This window comes from Streptomyces sp. NPDC034111 (genome assembly GCF_055575375.1).
Genome location: NZ_JBVIST010000020.1, coordinates 39017 through 57653, shown reverse-complemented (window position 1 = coordinate 57653; position 18637 = coordinate 39017). Strand labels below are relative to the sequence as shown.

The following is an 18637-nucleotide window of genomic DNA, read 5'->3' as shown; positions in this document are numbered from 1 at the left end:
TCTCAAGTACTACCTGGTAACTGGAGCCGTACCCCCCGGTAGGTGCAGCAGCGCGAAGAGGACGTCGCAGCTCGGGGTGCCGGGGGTGACCGCCGCGTAGTGGCCCACGCCGGGCAGCTCACGCAGCTCCGTCGTGGCCGGGCTCACCGCGGCGTAGCGGCGGGAGAGGTCGAGCGGGACGTCCGGGTCGTCGGTGCCGTGCAGGATCGTGACCGGGATGCCGGGCGGCGGGCGGCGGGCCGGGTCCGCGGCGGCGAGGCGCTGCGGGAGGCCGGGGCCGGCACCGAGCAGTTCGGCCACCGCACCGTTGCTCAGTCCCAGCTCATGGGCGCGGGCCAGATCGGCGACCGGCGAGACGGCGATCACCCGGGTCACCGGCGTGCCGGGGCCGGCGGCGGCGAGCAGGGCGAGATGGCCGCCGGCGGAGTGCCCGACGAGCACGGTGCCCCCCGATGCGGGCACCGCGCCGGCCGCCGCCCCGACGGCCGCCGAAACGTCCTCGAACGTCTGCGGGGCGCCGCCGCCCGCGCCGACCCTGCGGTACTCGGCGAGCGCGACCGGCAGCCCCTGACCGGCCAGTGCGGCGGCGAGCGGCGACAGGTGGCGGCGGTCGTACGCCGCGCGCCAGAACCCGCCGTGCAGCAGGACCACCAGCGGGCCGGGGGCCGCAGCCCCCGCGCCCGCCCGCGGCCCGTACAGATCCACGATCTGGTCCGGATGCGGCCCGTAGGCCACCGTGCGGTCCGGCGCCACCGGGGCAAGCCCCAGCAGCGCCGTCTCCTCGTCCGCCACGCTCACCCGCCGGTCCCTGCCGGGCCCACGTCGGGCAGCGCCCCCAGCACCTCGCCGAGCACCCACGCGGCCCGCTCCGCGTTGGCGAAGGAGGTGTAGAGCGGGGTGAAGCCGAAGCGCAGCACGTCCGGGTGGCGGAAGTCGCCGACCACCCCGTGCCGGATCAGCTCGTCCATCACCTCACCGGCTCCCGGGCAGGCCAGCGACACCTGGCTGCCGCGCCGCTGGTGCTCCCGCGGTGTGACCGAGCGGGCCCGGCCGGCCGGTACGTACGCACCGACGCACTCCAGGAAGAAGTCGGTCAGCGCGAGGCTCTTGCTGCGTACGTCCTCGATCGCGACCCCGTCCCAGGCCTCCAGCGCCGCCTCCAGGGCGAGCAGCGAGAGGATGTCGGGGGTGCCGACCCGGCCGCGCGCGATGCCGTCGGCGGGGGTGTAGCCGGGGTCCATCGCGAACGGATCGGCGTGCGAGTTCCAGCCGGGCAGCGGCGATTCGAACCGCTCCTGGAGGCTTTCGCGGACGTAGAGGTAGGCGGGCGCACCCGGGCCGCCGTTGAGGTATTTGTACGTACAGCCGACGGCGAGGTCGACATGGTGGGCGTCGAGGCCGACCGGCAGGGCGCCCGCGCTGTGGCACAGGTCCCAGACGGCGAGCGCGCCCGCCGAGTGCAGCGCGTTGGTGATGCCGGGCAGGTCGTTGAGCTCGCCGGTGCGGTAGTCGACATGGTTGACCAGCGCCAGCGCGGTGCGCTCGGTGACCTCGTCGGCGATCCGCGCGGGCTCCACGGGCCGCACCGCGAGGCCGGTCATCCGGGCCGCCGAGCGGGCGATATAGCCGTCGGTCGGGAAGGTCGTGGCGTCGACCAGGATCTCCGTGCAGCCCTTGCCGGCCATCCGTACGCCGCCGACCACGGCCTTGAAGATGTTGACGCTGGTCGAGTCGCCGACCACCACCCGGCCCGGGCCCGCCCCGATCAGCGGGGCGATCTTGTCGCCGACCCGCTGGGGCGCGGTCCACCAGCCGGACTCGGTCCAGGAGCGGATCCGCAGCTCGCCCCACTCGCGGTTGATGACATCGGCCAGCCGGCCGGGCACCGCACGGGGCAGCGCGCCCAGGGAGTTGCCGTCGAGGTAGACGTCAGCCTCGCCGGAGGCCTGATCGGTCACACCATCCAGGACGAACCGGTCGCGGATCGCGGCGAGCGCATCATCGGCGTCCAACTGCCGTGCGCGCACGGACAGTTCACGCTCCTCGGCAGCCTCCGCGGCGCCGGCGTTCTCAGGGATTCCGGGTGTCTCAGACATGGCTGCGCGCCGTCCACAGCTCGGGGAAGACGTTCTTGCGGGCCCGCTTCTCCAGCCAGGCCACACCCGCGGAACCACCAGTTCCCATTTTCGCCCCCATGGCCCGCCGGGTCGCGACCAGATGGTCGTTGCGCCAGCGCCAGACCAGCTCGGCGACATCGGTCAGCGCCTCTCCCAGCCGGACCAGCTCGGACTCCTGCGGACCGGCGTAGACCTCGGCCCAGGCGGCCTCGACGGCCGGTTCCGGTTCGTAGCGCTGCGCCGGATCCCGCCGGAGCACGGCCTCGGGCACGGCGTAACCGCGCCGGGCGAGCAGTCGCAGCACCTCGTCCCACAGGCTCGGCTCCTGGAGGGCCTTCTCCAGTTCGGCGTGCACCCGGGGCGCGCCACGGTGCGGCACCAGCATGGACGGGGACTTCTCACCGAGCAGGAACTCCATCCGCCGGTACATCGCGGACTGGAATCCGGAGCCCTCGCCGAGCGCGCTGCGGTAGGAGTTGAACTGCGCCGGGGTCAGCCTGGCCAGCGGCTTCCAGGCGGCGTTCAGCGCCTCCAGCTCATAGGTCGAGCGGCGCAGGGCGTCCATGGCCACCGGCAGATCGTCGCGGCGCAGGGCCGCGGCCGCGGTGTGCCACTCATGGACGATGACCGTGAACCACAGCTCCATGACCTGGGTGGTGACCAGGAAGACCATCTCGCCGGGGTCGTCGGAGAGCGGGTGCTGGAGATGGGTGAGGACATCGGCCTGGACGTAGTCCTCGTACGGGGTGGTACCTGCGAAGTCGAGGTTAGGGGTCTCAGACTCCTGAGCCCCGCCGGTTACCTCGTGGGACATCGCTGTCTCCTCGAAACGTACTCCGGGTAGCGGTCCGCCCCTGCCATGTCGGCACGGGGGCCCCGGTCCCCACCGGGCATCTTCCGCAATGGTCCCCGGAGAAGGCAAGGCCCGCCTGGTCAGAGAACCAGGCGGGCCCGGCCCCGCAGCTCAGGAGAGGGTCTCGGCCGCGGTCGGCGAGGAGTCGCGCAGGAACGCCGTGCAGCGCTCGTACTCCTCCTGCTCACCGATCGCCTGGGCGGCGCGGGCCAGAGCGTGCAGCGCCCGCAGGAAGCCGCGGTTGGGCTCATGCTCGAACGGCACCGGGCCGTGGCCCTTCCAGCCGGCCCGGCGCAGCGCATCAAGACCGCGGTGGTAGCCGGTGCGGGCGTACGCGTACGACTCGACGACCCGCCCCTGGGCGAACGCATCGTCCGCGAGCTGCGCCCAGGCCAGCGAGGAGGTCGGGTACTTCGCGGCGACATCGGACGGCGCGGTGCCCGCGGCCAGCAGCTCACGGGGCTCCGGGTCGTCGGGCAGATGGGTCGGGGGCGGACCCCCGAGCAGGTTCTCGTGAATGGGCATGGGTCCAGTCTCCCTTACGTTCCGCTGCGCTTGGGCTTCCTTCCCACGTTGTCGGCTGTCCCGCCGTGGTGGTTGCTCGCCGTTGCGCCTGCGGCGGGCGGGGACGCTGCGCGAGGCTGTCAGGTGCGGTGACGGACCTCCGGGGCCTGGTGTGTGGACTGCTTCGCTTTACGTCCACACACCAGGCCCCTCCGGCCCGTCCCCTCCCGTGGGTGGGGGGAAAGAAGACCGTGGGGGTGCCCGTAGGTGGGCGGTTGCACGCTGGGGGACCCAGTAACGGGCCACTGGACACTCAACGCCCGCCCCCACGAGAAATCCCCCCACCCACGGGAGGGGCCGCGCCGCAGGACGAAGTCCGGAGGAGCGGCACCGCACCCGACAAACCCACGCCCGCCGCCAGGCGCAACGGCGACAAGCCACCACGGCGCCGCAGCCGAAAACGTGGGAGGGCCGCCAAGGGCGCAACCGCGAGACGACACACGGCGCCGCAGCCGACAACGTGGGAAGGCCTCCTAGCCGCCGCCCGGGTCCAGCGGCGGTGCGTTCACCCCGCAGTGGTACGTGCACTCGGGGTGGCAGCGCTCCTCCGCGGGCGGGGTTGCGGCGCGCAGCGTTGCGGGGCGGATCATGAACCAGGCGATGAGGGCGCCGGCCAGCAGGACGCCCGCCAGCAGTGGCATGGCGCGCCGGAAGGTCGCGGCGAACTCGTCGGCCGAGCGGTAGGACTCCGGGCCCATGCCCACCAGCAGCGGCAGTGCGGCCACCGCGACCAGGCCCGCGGCCCGGGCCGCGGCGTTGTTGATGCCGCTGGCCAGGCCCGCCCGGTCCACGTCCACCGAAGCCAGCACGGTCGAGGTGAGGGGGGCGACCAGGGTGACCATCCCCATGCCCAGCACCACCAGCGCGGGCAGCACATCGGCGAAGTACGCCGCGCCCGGTCCGACCCGCATCATCAGCAGCATCCCGGCGGCGCACAGCAGCGGGCCGACGGTGAGCGGGATCCGCGGGCCGATGCGCTGGCCCAGCTCGCCGGAGCGGGCGGAGAGCAGCAGCATCAGCACCGTCGTGGGCAGCAGCGCGGTGCCGGCGAGCAGCGCCGAGTAGCCCGCCACGACCTGCAACTGGAGCACGGACAGGAAGAAGAAGCCGCTGAACGCGGCGTAGACGCACACCGTGACCGCATTGATCGCGGAGAACAGCCGGATGCCGAAGATCGACGGTGGCAGCATGGGGTCCGGGCTGCGCCGTTCGACGCGCAGGAAGACCACCCCGAGCAGCAGCCCCGCGACCGCGGGCACCAGCACGCCCGGCGCGATGCCCCGTCCCGGAGCGGCGATCAGCGCATAGCTCACCCCGGCCAGCGCCAGCGCCCCCAACACCGCGCCCGGTACGTCGAAGCCCCGCCGCTCGCCGACGTCCCGCTCCCGGGTCTCCGGTACGTGCCGCAGCGCCACCGGCACACACACCGCCGCCAGCGGCACGTTCAGGAAGAACACCCAGCGCCAGCCGGGGCCGTCCACCAGCCAGCCGCCGATGAACGGGCCGACCGCCGCGGCCACCCCGCCCAGCCCCGACCAGGCGCCGACCGCCCGCGCCCGGTCGTCGGGGTGGAAGACCGCCTGGATCAGCGCCAGCGAACCGGGGGTGAGCAGCGCCCCGCCGACGCCCTGGAGCGCCCTGGCCGCGATCAGCATCCCGGCGTTCGGAGCGAGCCCGCACAGCAGGGAGGCGGCGGCGAACCAGACCACACCGATGACGAAGACCCTGCGGCGGCCGTACCGGTCGCCGAGGGCGCCGCCGAGCAGGATCAGCGAGGAGAGGGTGAGCAGGTAGGCGGTGACGGTCCACTGGAGGACCGCCAGATCCGCATCGAGATCCCGGCCGATCCTCGGCAGCGCGACATTGACGACCGTGCCGTCGAGAAAGGCCATACCGGAGCCCAGCACGGCCGTCGTCAGCACCCACCGGCCCTGCGCCGAGGCAAGCCGGACGCCGCCGGGGGCCGGGGTTTCGTACGGTGCGCTCATATCGCGAGCTTGCCCGGCGGCAGGGGTCCGTGCACGGCGAGGGCCCCGCACCTCACCCGGAGATGCGGGGCCCTCTGACCCTTACGGGACGGACTACTTGATCTTGGTGCCGGTGGAGCGCAGGTTGGCGCAGGCCTCGGTCACGCGCTTGGCCATACCGGCCTCGGCCAGCTTGCCCCAGCTGCGCGGGTCGTAGGTCTTCTTGTTGCCGACCTCGCCGTCGACCTTCAGCACACCGTCGTAGTTGCGGAACATGTGGTCCGCGACGGGGCGGGTGAAGGCGTACTGGGTGTCGGTGTCCAGGTTCATCTTGACCACGCCGTTCTCCAGCGCGGTGGCGATCTCCTGCTCGGTGGAGCCGGAGCCGCCGTGGAAGACGAAGTCGAACGGGGCGGTCTTGCCGTACTTGGCGCCGACGCCCTCCTGGAGGTCCTTCAGCAGCTCGGGGCGGAGTACGACGTTGCCCGGCTTGTAGACGCCGTGGACGTTGCCGAAGGAGGCGGCGAGCAGGTAGCGGCCCTTCTCGCCCAGGCCCAGCGCCTCGGCGGTGCGCAGCGCGTCGTCGACCGTGGTGTAGAGCTCGTCGTTGATCTCGTGGGTGACGCCGTCCTCCTCGCCGCCGGTCGGGGTGATCTCGACCTCAAGGATGATCTTGGCGGCGGCCGCCTTGGCCAGCAGCTCCTGGCCGATGGCCAGGTTGTCGGCCAGGTTCTCGGCCGAGCCGTCCCACATGTGCGACTGGAAGAGCGGGTTCTGGCCCTTGGCCACGCGCTCGGCGGAGATGTCGAGCAGCGGGCGGACATAGCCGTCCAGCTTGTCCTTGGGGCAGTGGTCGGTGTGCAGCGCGACGGTGATGTCGTACTTGGCGGCGACGACGTGCGCGAACTCGGCGAGCGCGACCGCGCCGGTCACCATGTCCTTGTTGTACTGACCGCCCAGGAACTCCGCACCACCGGTGGAGATCTGGATGATGCCGTCGCTCTCGGCCTCGGCGAAGCCCCGCAGCGCGGCGTGCAGCGTCTGCGTCGACGTGACGTTGATGGCCGGGTAGGCGAACTTGCCTGCCTTCGCCCGGTCCAGCATCTCGTTGTAGACGTCGGGGGTTGCGATGGGCATCTGTCCGCTCCTTGTGTATGCGGGTGTGCGTTCTTGGCCCTGACCATGGGGGGCGAGGACTTCGCCGAGCACATCTTCCCAGACTGGGCCGGGAGCTCCACATCACCGTCCGGCCCTCGGACGAAAAGGGTGCGCCGTTTCACGTGAAACAGCGCACCCCTTAACAAAACCGCAGGTCAGAGCCGCAGGTACCAGCTACCGCGCCCCTCCGACGTCCTCAGGCCAGGCCGAGGTCGCCGAGCTGGTAGCCCGTGATATAAGGCAGGCCGGCCTCGGCAATCGCCGACGCGGCGCCGCGGTCCACGATCGTCGCGACCGCAACGACCTCGGCACCCGCCTCGCGCGCCGCCTCGACCGCGGTCAGCGGCGAGCCACCGGTGGTGGAGGTGTCCTCGACGATCAGCACCCGGCGGCCCGTGATGTCCGGGCCCTCGATCCGGCGCTGCATACCGTGCGCCTTCTGAGCCTTGCGGACGACGAACGCGTCCAGCCGACGGCCGCGCGCGGCGGAGGCGTGCAGCATCGACGTGGCGACCGGGTCGGCGCCGAGCGTCAGCCCGCCGACCGCGTCGTAGTCCAGCTCGGCGGTGATGTCCAGCATCAGCTGCCCGACCAGCGGCGCGGCCTCGCCGTCCAGGGTGATCCGGCGCAGGTCGATGTAGTAGTCGGCCTCCTTGCCGGAGGAAAGCGTCACCTTGCCGTGCACCACGGCCTTGTCCTTGATCTGTTGCAGCAGCGCGCCGCGCACGTCGTCACTCATGCCCATGAGCTTATGCGGTGCGCAGAGCGTGCCTTACGGATCACCGGCGCCTGCGGATCCACAGGCCACGCCTAACCCAGACTCCGCCAGCTCCAGGTCGTGGAGATCTCCAGCGGGTCGATGGGGGTGACCAGCCGCGGCAGGGTGTTGAGGCCGTTCGGCGGGCCGGACTGCGGCTCGACACAGACCGCGGCCTCCTGCTCGTCGTAGATCACGACCCACTCGGCACGGCTGGTGATCCTCAGCTCCAGGCGGCCCGGCCAGGTGAGGGTGGCATCCACCCCGCGCGGCATACCGAAGCAGTCGTCCCAGGGGCCGGGCCCAGGCGTGATCCGTCGCCCGGTCGGGAGGTGGTCGGCGCCGCGCTCCTCCTGCCACTCCGGCGCGAAGTCGAGGCGTACGTCCTCACCGCCCTCGCCCAGGTTCCGCCGGAACCAGGGGTGCCAGCCGGCCTGCGCCGGGAAGGAGTCGGCTGTCGCCTCGACACCCATGGTGAGGGTGAGCGAGCCGCCGTCCTCGGCCAGTTCGACAAGGTGGGTGACCTGACCGGGGTACGGCCAGGAGGCGGCCGGGTCGGTGAGGTCGTAGATGAAGGCCGCCGCCGTGGCGCTCGAACGCGCGGTGCGCCAGCGGAGGTTGCGGCCGGTGCCGTGGATGGCGTGCGGCGCGGCATTGACCGGCATCTGGTGCAGCTGACCGCCGTTGCGGAACTGCCCGTGCTCGATCCGGCCGCACCACGGAACCATCGGGAAGCAGCCGTACGTGGCGCCCTGCCGCAGCAACTCCGTACCGCCGACGCGGAGACTGCCGATCCGGCAGCCGTTCTCCGGCTGCACGGTCACCTCGGCCGCCCCGGCCGCGAGCCGCACACCCACCGCGTCGGGCGGGGCCTGTGTGTCTTTGTCGCTCCTCACGCTCTTGACCATATCCCCACGTTGTCGGCTTTCCCGCCGTGTGTCGTCTCGCCGTGGCGCCTGCGGCGGGCGTTGGATTGTCGGGTGCGGTGACGGACCGGAGGGGTCTTGTTTGTGGACTGCTTCGCTTTACGTCCACAAACAAGACCCCTCCGGCCCGTCCCCTCCCGTGGGTGGGAGGAAATAAACCGGTGGGGGTGCCCGTAAGGGGGCGGGTGCACGCTCATGGATCCAGTAACAGCAACGGGACACTCAACGCCCGCCCCCACCCAGCTTTCCCACCCACCCACGGGAGGGGCCGCGCCGCAGGACGAAGTCCGGAGGAGCGGCACCGCACCCGACAACACCACGCCCGCCGCCAGGCGCAACGGCGAGAGACCACCACGGCGCCGCAGCCGACAACGTGGGAGGGAAAACTAACGGCGACGCCGCAGTACCCGTCCCACCACCACCGCAGAGGCCAGGACCACCGCGGCCGCCGGGGCGGCCCAGCGCAGGGTGAGGGAGGTGGCGTTGGTCTCGGGGGCGGGGACGGGGGCGTACCGGCCGCGGGGCGGGGCGTGGTCGACTTCCTCCGCGCTGCGGCCGATCATCGTGCGGCGGGCGTGCGCGGCCTCGGCGGGGGCGACGCCGTCCAGGTCGTCGTCGTAGGGGGGCCCGGTGGTCACCTCGTGCACCGCGTCGCCCAGGTCGATGTCGTCCCCGGCGTCCTCGATGGCTTCCTCGACGGCGTTCTCGATGGCGTCCTCGTCGCTGAGCGGGTCCAGGGACGGGGGCGGTACCTCCGTGTCGAAGACGTCCGGCCGGCCGGAGTCCCCGTTGGCCGCCGGTGGCCGCTGGCGCAGGTCCTCGGCCAGGTTCTCCCCGAAACGGTCCAGCAGCCGGCGGCCGGCGGAGGCCGCGGCCTGGTCGGTCACCTCGGCGAGCCGGCCGTCGCTGTGGACGGTGCCGGCGCAGCTCAGTGTCGTGCCGGGGCCGGGCTCGGTTGCCGGGGAGAGCCGTACGGTCAGCGTCAGCGCCACCGCTCCGTCGCCCCGCGTCTCGGCGCCCTTCACCTCGACCGTCACCGCGGCTTCGGTACCGTCCTCGCCGGGTCTGCCGTCCGTGACCGTCAGCGAGCCGCGATAGGTGATGGTGGAGCTTCCTACCCGCAGCCGCAGCCGACCCTCGGGGCAGTGCGGGGCCGCATCGGCGTCGAGCTGGACTCCCGGGACACAGCGCGCCACCCGCTCCGGCTCGGCGAGCGCCTGCCGCACGGTGCCGACGGGAAACGGAACGTACACCTCATGCTCCATGACATGGGAGCCTACCCAGCACCCCCGGGACCCGTGCCCGCGTGCACCCAATTTTCTGCGCTGCGGGGCTGTCGGGCGGGTCTCCGCTCAGTCCTGGTACCGCGGATGCATCAGCGTCGACGCCGGCAGGCCGGAGATCCGGGAGCGGGCGGCGCCCCGGCGCCCGGCCTCCAGTTCCTGGGAGGTCAGGCCCGCCGGCGCGGGCGCATCGGGCGCGAGGCCGAAGCGTGGCCGGTGCTCCGCGGCGAGGACGAAGCCCCAGTACCGCAGCCGGCCGGGCGGTGGGACGGCGGGGGTGTCCGGCGCCGCGCGGTCCGGGCCGCCGTAGAAGTGGGCCGGCCGGCCCGGCAGCTGGTACGGCACGGTCGCCAGGCCCACCGACCTGATGGTGGCGTCCACCGTCCAGTACGACCGTGGCCGCGCGGCCAGCGGCCCGGCGTGCACCACCAGCCGCCCGCCGTCGGCCAGCATCCGCTCCGCCAGTCCGTAGAACTCCTGGGAGTAGAGCTTGGTGCTGGCGGTGATGCCGGGGTCGGGGAGGTCGGAGACGATGACGTCGTACCGCCGGGGGCTGTTCCCGCCCTGCTCCCGCAGCCACTCGAAGGCGTCGGCGGTGACGGCATGGACCCTCGGGTCGCCGAGCGAGTGGTGGTTGAGGCGCGCGAGTCCGGGGTCCGTACGCGCCAACCGCAGGACGCCGGGGTCGAGTTCGACGACGGTCACCGAGCGGACCGCGGGGTGGCGGAGGATCTCGCGCACCGCGAGGCCGTCGCCGCCGCCGAGGACCAGCACCCGGGCGTGCCGGCCGGCCGCCATCGCCGGGTGCACCAGCGCTTCGTGGTAGCGGAATTCGGTGTCCGCACTGACCCGCAGCCGGCCGTCCAGATAGAGCTCCAGCGGCCGGCCGGAACCTTTCCTCTCCTGTCCCGCACCGGTTCCGTCCCCCGTGCCCCCGGTCATCACCACCTCCTGGATGCCGGTCTGCACCGCGACCCGGGCGGAGGCGCCGTACACCGCCTGCCGGGCGGCCCGTTCGAACGGCGTGGCCAGCACCATGCCCGCGGCGAGCAACGCCAGCACCAGGGCGTTGACGCCGAGCAGCGTCCAGCGGGCGCGGACGGTCAGATCACGGCGGAACAGCCACAGCACCAGCGCGGCGCCGGCCACCGCGTTGACCGCACCGGTGACCAGCGCACCGGTCAGCTGTCCGAGGCACGGCAGCAGCAGAAAGGGGAAGGCCAGCCCGCCGACCAGGGCACCGACGTAGTCCGCGGCGAACAGGTCGGCGACCGCACCGCCCGCGTCCTGCCGGCAGACCCGCTGGATCAGCGTCATCAGCAGCGGCACCTCGGCACCGATCAGGACGCCGATGAGCAGGGAGAAGCCGACGAGCGCGGAGCGGGACTGGCCGAACCAGGCGAAGCAGGCGTAGAGCGCCATCGCCGAACAGCCGCCGACCAGCGCGAGACCGGCCTCGACCGCCCCGAACCCGGCCGCCGCCCGGCACCGCAGCCGCTTGGCGAGCAGCGCGCCGACGCCCATCGCGAAGACCATGACGGACAGCACGACCGAGGCCTGGGTGACCGAGTCGCCGACCAAGTACGTTGCCAGCGCGACCAGTTCGAGCTCGTAGACCAGACCGCAGGCGGCGCAGACGAAGACCACGGCGAGGACCAGCAGCCGGCCGAGCCCGGCCGGCACGGGGAGCCGGGCCGGCGGTGGCACGGCCTCCGACGGAACGGCCTCCGGCGGCACGACGACGCCGGTGCGAGCGGGCTCTGGCGGGTCGTTCATGGGGCGAACGCTACGTGACGGTTCATTGGCTTTTGGTCACCCACACGAGTGCAGTCTGCCGGGTTGCGTACGCCGGCTGGGGCGTTGTTTCCGCGCACCGGACGGCGGGAGTCGCCGCGCTGTGCGCCCGGCGCGAACAGCCCCGTACGCGCCCCGACGGCTCTCCGCACTCTGGGCGCATGCACCACGCGCCCGTCACACCCCACGTCCCCGCACACCCCCGGCCAACCAGCCCCGCCGACCCGCCTACTCACTTCCGCCGGTCCCGCGCTAGACCGCCGCGACCGCCGCACGTACGCCCACGCGGGTACGGGTGGCCACCAGGCGGCCCTCCTGCGGGTACGCGTGCCAGGTCCGCCAGCGCACCTGCCCCTGCTGACACTGCGCCAGCATCGCGGTGAAGGCGTGCGGCGAGCCGGGGAAGGTACCGGCCAGGCCGTGCGGATGCTCGGCGACCAGCGCCAGCAACTCCTGTGCCCGGCCTGCGAAGGAGCCCCGCGAAAGGGTCTCCACATGGGCGGCGAATTCGTACTCCCAGTCGCCCAGGCGTTCTGCCACACCGAGCGGCAGCGGGGTGCTGCTGCCCGGCATACAGGCGACCGTCTCGGAACAGCTGCCGCTCTCCTCTTCGAGAATCACCTGGTGAGAGGCGCCGAGCAGCCTCAACTGCACGTGTGCGCCATGGAGTTGGAGATCAAGTACGGCAAGGGCCGGCAGGGGTTCCCTGCCCAACGCCCAGGCGAGGTCGGATGCACGGGTATCGGTGTACGCCGTCTTCAGAGTGGTGAGCATGGGTCGGCTCCGCAAGCACGCAGTGGAATGGTGGGCCGGCCCGCCCGTTAAGGATCAGGAATGTACGTCTGCCTGCCGGCTCGTGCCCACGTGGGATCGGAGAACGTGGGGGATTCTCTATGAAGAGGGAATCATGAATGACCGCTCACTCACAGCGTCTTTACTCATCTTCTCCGGGTTCTCATCCCCTAGAGGGCCATGCAGTTCATCTGTTCAACGCCAGTGCGCCCGGCGGGCGTTGGTGAACGGTCACCAACGCCCGCCGGGCGCATATGCGGCATCGCACGCGCCCCCGCATGTGTCCCTTTTGAGGGGCCGTCCGGTGGTCCGGAAGCCGCGTTTCGTTCTTCAGATGTCCCGGCGCGGTTCAGGCGCCCCCGCCACCGCCGCAGCCACCGCCGCCACCACCGCCACCGCAGCCGCCTCCTCCGCCGCCGCAGGAGGAGCCGCCGCCGCACGAGTGGCCCCCGTGGTGCCCGTGGTGGCCGTGGTGGCCACCGCTCGACCCTGAGTCACCGCCGGCCCACCAACTGCCGCCGCCCGAACCGTTGTTGCCGCCGCCCGACCCGTAGCTGCGGCCGCTCCCACCGGTGCCGAGCCGGGAGGCCACGGCCACCACGCCGATCACCACCACGCAGATCACCAGGAAGACTGCGATTCCCATCTGCCTCACACTCCTCTCGTTCCCCCGAAGCGTGGGGGGTACCTCCCACGCCCTTCAGGCAGTGGGGGAGCATCGCTCCGTCCATCGCCCGGTGCGCCACCGAAGCGAGTCATCCGCTCCGGACCGGCGCCTGTGCCGCGGCACCGTCCCGTGCCGCCGTCGGCCGCCCCCGTTGCCGGCCGTCACTGTCCTTGGTGCGGGGCTGATGCCCTCGCCGCGGAGTCTCAAAGCACAGTTGAGGAAGTCCAGAGGTTCGGCGGAGGATGGCGCGCATGGACCGACCGCTGCTCAATCGACGCCTCGCCGAGTTCGGCACCACGATCTTCGCCGAAATGTCGGCACTTGCCGTACGGACCGGCTCCATCAACCTCGGCCAGGGCTTCCCCGACGCCGACGGACCCGAGGAGGTCAGAGAGGCAGCGGTGCGCGCCCTGCGCGACGGCCGCGGCAACCAGTACCCGCCCGGCCCCGGCATCCCCGAACTGCGCACCGCCGTCGCCGCCCACCAACAGCGTTTCTACGGCCACCTCGGCCTGTCCTACGACCCGGACACCGAGGTCCTGATCACGGCCGGTGCCACCGAGGCCATCGCCGCCTCGCTGCTCGCCCTGCTCGAACCGGGCGACGAGGTCATCGCCCTGGAGCCGTACTACGACTCCTACGCCGCCTGCATCGCGATGGCGGGCGGCCGCCGCGTCCCGGTGACTCTGCGCGCCCACCCGGAGTCCGGTGCCTACCGGCTCGACCTCGACGAGCTGCGCGACGCCATCACCGACAACACCCGGCTCATCCTCCTCAACACCCCGCACAACCCCACCGGCACCGTCCTCACCCGCGATGAACTCGCCGCCGTCGCCGAGCTCGCGGTGCGGCACAACCTCCTCGTCATCACCGACGAGGTCTACGAACACCTGGTCTTCGAGGGCGAGCACCTTCCGCTCGCGTCGTTCCCCGGCATGCGCGAACGCACCGTCACCATCAGCTCGGCCGGCAAGACCTTCTCCTTCACCGGCTGGAAGGTCGGCTGGGTCACCGCACCGGCCGAACTGACCGGCGCGGTCCGCTCGGCCAAGCAGTTCCTCACCTACGTCTCGGCCGGCCCCTTCCAGTACGCGGTCGCCGAGGCCCTCGCCCTCCCCGACAGCTACTACACCGGCCTCCGCGACGACCTGCGCACCAAGCGCGACGTCCTGACCACCGGCCTCACCGACGCCGGCTTCCAGGTCTTCCGCCCCTCCGGTACGTACTTCATCACCACCGACATCCGTCCCCTCGGCGAGACCGACGGCTTCGCCTTCTGCCGGGCCCTCCCCGAACGTGCCGGCGTCGTCGCCATCCCCAACGCCGTCTTCTACGACCACAAGGACCAGGGCGCGCCCTTCGTCCGCTTCGCCTTCTGCAAGAGCGTCGACGTCCTCCAGGAGGCGGCAACCCGGCTCAAGCGGCTCTGACACCCCGACCGGCCCCGGCGTCTGCCTGCCGGAACGGACGTGGGCCCGTGGAGCGGATGCTCCACGGGCCCACGCAGCCGAGCTGGGTGAGACGTACGTGCGTCAGGCCTCGTCGTCGCCCGGCTTCTGGTCGGAGTCGCCTTCGATCTCGGCTTCCAGGCCGAGCTGCTCGACGATCCACTTGTCGAATTCGATCGAGGCGCGAACCCAGCTGACCGTGCTCGACACAAAGTGTTCGAGCGAGACGCCGGTGCCGATCAGCATCGATGCCTCACCGATCAGACGGACCGTGCCGTCGTCATGGGTGTGGGTGTAGGCCTTGGGCCACAGGGTCCGGCGGTTCCAGTCGTCGATCGCCTCCAGCAGCTTCGACTTCTCGTCGATGCCGTGGACACGGTCGTAGAACGTGCGGACGGAGAAGATCTGCTGCTCCTCCTCGCCGCGGAACATGAAGTACGTGCGGAACTGCTCCCACGGGGCGGCGAGGTCACCCTCCTCGTCGACGACGTACTTCAGCTCCATCTGGTCGAGGAGCTGCTTGACCAGGTCCTGGTCGGGCAGGACGGGACCATCAGGCCCCGACGGCTCAGGTTCGGGCTGGCCCCCGAAATTCGGAATCGAGGACGGGTCGATGCTCACCGTGGAATTCCCTTCGTATGGTCCCTGCCATCCTCCCCCACATCCGCCCCGTCCTGGCAACCCCGGACGGAGCGGATATCGCGGCGGCCCGGGCAAGCACCCGGCAAGCGCAGGTCAGGCGGCCGGGCCCGGCCGCTCCGCCTCGACCGACAGCCGGTCGCCGTCGACGTCCACCCGGACGGTGTCCCCGTCCAGGACCTCGCCCGCCAGGATGGCGCGGGCGAGCTGGTCGCCGATGGCCGTCTGGACCAGGCGGCGCAGCGGGCGGGCGCCGTAGGAGAGGTCCGGGGCCGGGGCGTCGGGAACCGGTTCCTGGCCGAGCCAGGCGAGCCAGCTCAGGGCACGGTCGGTGACGTCCAGGGTGAGCCGGCGGTCGCCGAGGCGGTGCTGGAGGTGGGCGAGCTGGAGCCGGGCGATCCGCTGAAGCTGCTCGGTGCCCAGCGGGTGGAAGACCACCACATCGTCGAGGCGGTTGAGGAATTCGGGGCGGAAGGCCGCACGGACCGTCTCCAGCACCTTCTCCCTCTTCTGCTCCTCCTTCAGCAGCGGGTCCATGAGGAAGTTGGAGCCGAGGTTGGAGGTCAGGATGAGGATGGTGTTGCGGAAGTCGACCGTGCGGCCCTGGCCGTCCGTGAGGCGGCCGTCGTCGAGGACCTGCAACAGGATGTCGAAGACCTCGGTGTGCGCCTTCTCCACCTCGTCGAGGAGGATCACGCTGTACGGGCGACGGCGGACCGCCTCGGTCAGCTGACCGCCCTCCTCGTAGCCGACATAGCCGGGCGGCGCGCCCACCAGGCGGGCGACCGAGTGCTTCTCGCCGTACTCCGACATATCGATCCGGACCATCGCCCGCTCGTCGTCGAAGAGGAAGTCCGCAAGCGCCTTGGCCAGCTCCGTCTTGCCGACACCGGTCGGGCCGAGGAAGAGGAACGAGCCGGTGGGCCGGTCGGGGTCGGCGATACCGGCGCGGGTGCGCCGCACCGCGTCGGAGACCGACCGTACGGCCTCGGCCTGGCCGATCAGCCGCTTGCCGATCTCCTCCTCCATACGCAGCAGCTTCTGGGTCTCGCCCTCCAGGAGCCGGCCGGCCGGGATGCCGGTCCAGGAGCCGACCACATCGGCGATGTCGTCCGGCCCGACCTCCTCCTTGACCATCGACTCCTTGGACGCCTCCTGCTCGGCCTCGGCGGCGGCCGCCGCCTCCAGCTCCTGCTCGACGGCCGGGATCTCGCCGTAGAGCAGCTTGGAGGCGGTGTCGAAGTCACCGTCGCGCTGGGCCCGCTCGGACTGTCCGCGCAGGTCGTCGAGCTTCTCCTTGAGCTCACCGACGCGGTTGAGGCCCTGCTTCTCCTTCTCCCAGCGGGCGGTCAGGCCGCGCAGCTCCTCCTCCTTGTCGGCGAGGTCCTTGCGCAGCTTCTCCAGGCGCTGGAGCGAGCCGGCGTCGGTCTCGTTCCTGAGCGCCAGCTCCTCCATCTTGAGGCGGTCCACGGCGCGCTGGAGCTCGTCGATCTCGACGGGGGACGAATCGATCTCCATCCGGAGCCGCGACGCGGCCTCGTCGACCAGGTCGATGGCCTTGTCCGGCAGGAAGCGGGAGGTGATGTAGCGGTCGGAGAGGGTGGCCGCGGCGACCAGCGCGGAGTCGGCGATCTGCACCTTGTGGTGCGCCTCGTAGCGGCCCTTGAGCCCGCGCAGGATCGCCACCGTGTCCTCGACGGTCGGCTCGGCGACCAGCACCTGCTGGAACCGGCGCTCCAGCGCCGCGTCCTTCTCGATCCGCTCGCGGTACTCGTCGAGCGTGGTCGCACCGACCATCCGCAGCTCGCCACGGGCCAGCATCGGCTTGAGCATGTTGCCGGCGTCCATCGACGAGTCGCCGCCGGCGCCCGCGCCGACGACCGTGTGCAGTTCGTCGATGAAGGTGATGATCTGGCCCTCGCTGGACTTGATCTCCGCGAGAACGGTCTTCAGCCGTTCCTCGAACTCACCGCGGTACTTGGCGCCCGCGACCATCGCGCCCAGGTCGAGCGCGACCAGCCGCTTGTTGCGCAGCGACTCGGGCACATCGCCCTTGACGATCCGCTGCGCCAGCCCCTCGACGACGGCGGTCTTGCCGACGCCCGGCTCGCCGATCAGCACCGGGTTGTTCTTCGTACGGCGGGAGAGCACCTGCACCACGCGGCGGATCTCATGATCCCGGCCGATCACCGGGTCGAGCTTGCCCTCGCGGGCGGCGGCGGTGAAGTCCGTACCGAACTTCTCCAGCGCCTTGTACGTGCCCTCCGGGTCGGGGTTGGTCACCCGCTGCCCGCCGCGGCTGGCCTCGAAGGCGGCCAGCAGCTTCTTGGCGGAGGCGCCCTGCTGCTCCAGCAGCTCACCGGTGCGCCCGCCCTTGGCGGCGATCCCGATCAGCAGATGCTCGGTGGAGACATAGGCGTCGCCCAGCTCCTTGGCGCGCTGGGTGGCGTCCGCGATGGCGGCGAGCAGCTCGCGGTCGGGCTGCGGCGGGGCGACCGTCGAGCCCTGCACGCTGGGCAGCCCGGCCAGCTGGCGCTCTGCGCCGTTGCGCAGCGCGGCGGCGTCCGCCTCGACGGCGGCCAGCAGGTCCATGATGTTCTCGTTGTCCTGCCCGGCCAGCAGCGCGAGCAGGAGATGCGCAGACGTCATGTCCGCATGCCCGGCGGTGACCGCCCGCTCATTGGCGGCGCTCAGCGCCTCCCGGCTCTTGTTGGTCAGCTCGGCGTCCACGGTCCTCGCGGTCCTCCTCGTACTCGTGCCATCGTGCCCGTACTGCCTATCGGCACGGGTGCCCTCAGCCAATCCTGCTCATGCCAACGTGCGATAAGTTGAGTCTATTCCACTCAAGGTGGCCCGTGCCGAGGAACCCCCGGTTTTTCCGACCGCCGGGCCGGGCCGGCAAGGCCCCCTCTACCCTGACCCCATGGCCCACGACCTCAGCGCCCTCAGTCCGGAGTACCTCGCCTTCTGGGACGAGTACCTGATGCCGACGCTCACCACGCTGCGTACGGACGGGACGCCGCACGTCGTTCCGGTGGGCGTCACCTACGACGCCGGGCAGCGGATCGCGCGGGTCATCACCCGCAAGGACAGCACCAAGGTCAAGAACATCCTCGCCGCCGGCGCGGACGGCGCCACCGTCGCCGTGTGCCAGGTCGACAAGGGGCGCTGGGCGACCCTGGAGGGCATCGCGCGGGTGCGTACGGACGCCGAGTCGGTGGCCGACGCGGTCAGCCGCTACGCCGCGCGGTACGGGCGGACCCCGACGCCCAACCCCGACCGGGTCATGATCGAGATCGCGGTCACCAGGGCGATGGGGCGGGCCTGACGCCCGTCTCCCCCTCCCGCACCCAGCCCGGCCCTGGCCGAAAACGGACGCTCCGCATCCGGCACCCGCTCTCCACCTGGTACCCAGGTACGAACGGGAACCGAACAGCCTCGCGCAAGGGCGGGCGGCATCGGCCCTGTCCCGTACAAATGAGGGCAGTTGGAGGATGCATGGCGCCGGCATCGCGCAGTGTGAGGGCCGTCCCGCGGCGTCCGCGCCCCGCCCTTCCGCACCCGCGCGCCGAGCTCTGTCCGCGCTGCGGCGGCCAGCTCGCCGTCAATCAGGACGGCTGGAAGATCTGCCACGCCTGCGGATACGCCTCGCCGCCCGGTACCGCCCCTGCA

16 protein-coding genes are annotated in these 18637 nt (G+C 71.7%); 2 read left to right on the top strand and 14 right to left on the bottom strand.

Annotation, left to right across the window (positions count from 1 at the left end; translation table 11 throughout):
* Positions 1 to 9 precede the first annotated feature (9 nt).
* From ACZ55A_RS31225 to ACZ55A_RS31170, 12 genes are all read right to left on the bottom strand, one after another.
* Positions 10 to 798 carry an alpha/beta hydrolase gene (locus ACZ55A_RS31225; protein ID WP_468847156.1) on the bottom strand — a complete coding sequence of 263 codons (789 nt, stop codon included), beginning with the start codon at positions 796 to 798 and terminating at the stop codon, positions 10 to 12.
* Complete coding sequence (gene kynU / locus ACZ55A_RS31220; RefSeq protein ID WP_468847154.1) at positions 795 to 2096, bottom strand: kynureninase; 1302 nt, start codon at positions 2094 to 2096, stop codon at positions 795 to 797. Before kynU ends, ACZ55A_RS31225 begins: the two co-directional genes overlap by 4 nt.
* Complete coding sequence (locus tag ACZ55A_RS31215) at positions 2089 to 2931, bottom strand: tryptophan 2,3-dioxygenase family protein (protein ID WP_468847151.1); 843 nt, start codon at positions 2929 to 2931, stop codon at positions 2089 to 2091. The genes kynU and ACZ55A_RS31215 overlap by 8 nt, the downstream gene beginning before the upstream one ends.
* Before the next feature lie 150 nt (positions 2932 to 3081).
* Positions 3082 to 3495, bottom strand: coding sequence for a DUF3151 domain-containing protein (locus ACZ55A_RS31210; protein WP_468847148.1), 414 nt, complete (start codon positions 3493 to 3495; stop codon positions 3082 to 3084).
* Between the two features lie 512 nt (positions 3496 to 4007).
* The gene (locus ACZ55A_RS31205) at positions 4008 to 5522 is read right to left on the bottom strand and encodes an MFS transporter (RefSeq protein WP_468847145.1); all 1515 of its coding nucleotides are present in this window, start codon (positions 5520 to 5522) and stop codon (positions 4008 to 4010) included.
* 93 nt (positions 5523 to 5615) lie between these two features.
* A complete protein-coding gene (fbaA, locus tag ACZ55A_RS31200; protein WP_085925560.1) occupies positions 5616 to 6638 on the bottom strand; it encodes a class II fructose-bisphosphate aldolase in 1023 nt (340 codons plus the stop codon).
* Between the two features lie 217 nt (positions 6639 to 6855).
* The gene (gene pyrE / locus ACZ55A_RS31195) at positions 6856 to 7398 is read right to left on the bottom strand and encodes an orotate phosphoribosyltransferase (protein WP_468847141.1); all 543 of its coding nucleotides are present in this window, start codon (positions 7396 to 7398) and stop codon (positions 6856 to 6858) included.
* Between the two features lie 71 nt (positions 7399 to 7469).
* Positions 7470 to 8312 (bottom strand): aldose epimerase family protein, encoded by an 843-nt coding sequence (locus ACZ55A_RS31190; protein WP_468847139.1) that lies wholly within the window; start codon positions 8310 to 8312, stop codon positions 7470 to 7472.
* A gap of 416 nt (positions 8313 to 8728) precedes the next feature.
* Positions 8729 to 9607: an SRPBCC domain-containing protein gene (locus ACZ55A_RS31185; protein ID WP_468847136.1), complete on the bottom strand. Its 879-nt coding sequence runs from the start codon at positions 9605 to 9607 to the stop codon at positions 8729 to 8731.
* An 87-nt stretch (positions 9608 to 9694) separates the two neighbouring features.
* Positions 9695 to 11401, bottom strand: a complete 1707-nt coding sequence (locus ACZ55A_RS31180) for a polyamine aminopropyltransferase (protein ID WP_468847134.1) — start codon at positions 11399 to 11401, stop codon at positions 9695 to 9697.
* A gap of 270 nt (positions 11402 to 11671) precedes the next feature.
* Entirely contained in the window at positions 11672 to 12193 is a 522-nt protein-coding gene (locus ACZ55A_RS31175) for a DUF2617 family protein (protein ID WP_468847131.1), read from the bottom strand.
* A 367-nt stretch (positions 12194 to 12560) separates the two neighbouring features.
* Entirely contained in the window at positions 12561 to 12857 is a 297-nt protein-coding gene (locus ACZ55A_RS31170) for a hypothetical protein (RefSeq protein WP_468847129.1), read from the bottom strand.
* A 272-nt stretch (positions 12858 to 13129) separates the two neighbouring features.
* Between ACZ55A_RS31170 and ACZ55A_RS31165 the strand changes: the two genes are divergently transcribed.
* The gene (locus ACZ55A_RS31165; RefSeq protein WP_468847126.1) at positions 13130 to 14308 is read left to right on the top strand and encodes a pyridoxal phosphate-dependent aminotransferase; all 1179 of its coding nucleotides are present in this window, start codon (positions 13130 to 13132) and stop codon (positions 14306 to 14308) included.
* A 102-nt stretch (positions 14309 to 14410) separates the two neighbouring features.
* Here ACZ55A_RS31165 and ACZ55A_RS31160 read toward each other — a convergent pair whose 3' ends face one another.
* Positions 14411 to 14947: a YbjN domain-containing protein gene (locus tag ACZ55A_RS31160; protein WP_468847123.1), complete on the bottom strand. Its 537-nt coding sequence runs from the start codon at positions 14945 to 14947 to the stop codon at positions 14411 to 14413.
* A gap of 114 nt (positions 14948 to 15061) precedes the next feature.
* On the bottom strand, positions 15062 to 17695 hold the full coding sequence (gene clpB / locus ACZ55A_RS31155; protein ID WP_468847121.1) for an ATP-dependent chaperone ClpB: 2634 nt from the start codon (positions 17693 to 17695) through the stop codon (positions 15062 to 15064).
* Positions 17696 to 17888: 193 nt separating this feature from the next.
* Between clpB and ACZ55A_RS31150 the strand changes: the two genes are divergently transcribed.
* Positions 17889 to 18293, top strand: a complete 405-nt coding sequence (locus tag ACZ55A_RS31150) for a pyridoxamine 5'-phosphate oxidase family protein (protein WP_468847119.1) — start codon at positions 17889 to 17891, stop codon at positions 18291 to 18293.
* Positions 18294 to 18637 lie beyond the last annotated feature (344 nt).

What these genes read in the sequence shown, in the direction of transcription:
- ACZ55A_RS31210 (WP_468847148.1), bottom strand. Translation starts at nt 3,495, where the DNA reads ATGCCCATTCACGAGAACCTGCTCGGGGGTCCGCCCCCGACCCATCTG.
- ACZ55A_RS31185 (WP_468847136.1), bottom strand. Translation starts at nt 9,607, where the DNA reads ATGGAGCATGAGGTGTACGTTCCGTTTCCCGTCGGCACCGTGCGGCAG.
- ACZ55A_RS31180 (WP_468847134.1), bottom strand. Translation starts at nt 11,401, where the DNA reads ATGAACGACCCGCCAGAGCCCGCTCGCACCGGCGTCGTCGTGCCGCCG.
- fbaA (WP_085925560.1), bottom strand. Translation starts at nt 6,638, where the DNA reads ATGCCCATCGCAACCCCCGACGTCTACAACGAGATGCTGGACCGGGCG.
- ACZ55A_RS31205 (WP_468847145.1), bottom strand. Translation starts at nt 5,522, where the DNA reads ATGAGCGCACCGTACGAAACCCCGGCCCCCGGCGGCGTCCGGCTTGCC.
- ACZ55A_RS31215 (WP_468847151.1), bottom strand. Translation starts at nt 2,931, where the DNA reads ATGTCCCACGAGGTAACCGGCGGGGCTCAGGAGTCTGAGACCCCTAAC.
- ACZ55A_RS31175 (WP_468847131.1), bottom strand. Translation starts at nt 12,193, where the DNA reads ATGCTCACCACTCTGAAGACGGCGTACACCGATACCCGTGCATCCGAC.
- pyrE (WP_468847141.1), bottom strand. Translation starts at nt 7,398, where the DNA reads ATGAGTGACGACGTGCGCGGCGCGCTGCTGCAACAGATCAAGGACAAG.
- ACZ55A_RS31150 (WP_468847119.1), top strand. Translation starts at nt 17,889, where the DNA reads ATGGCCCACGACCTCAGCGCCCTCAGTCCGGAGTACCTCGCCTTCTGG.
- ACZ55A_RS31165 (WP_468847126.1), top strand. Translation starts at nt 13,130, where the DNA reads ATGGACCGACCGCTGCTCAATCGACGCCTCGCCGAGTTCGGCACCACG.
- ACZ55A_RS31170 (WP_468847129.1), bottom strand. Translation starts at nt 12,857, where the DNA reads ATGGGAATCGCAGTCTTCCTGGTGATCTGCGTGGTGGTGATCGGCGTG.
- kynU (WP_468847154.1), bottom strand. Translation starts at nt 2,096, where the DNA reads ATGTCTGAGACACCCGGAATCCCTGAGAACGCCGGCGCCGCGGAGGCT.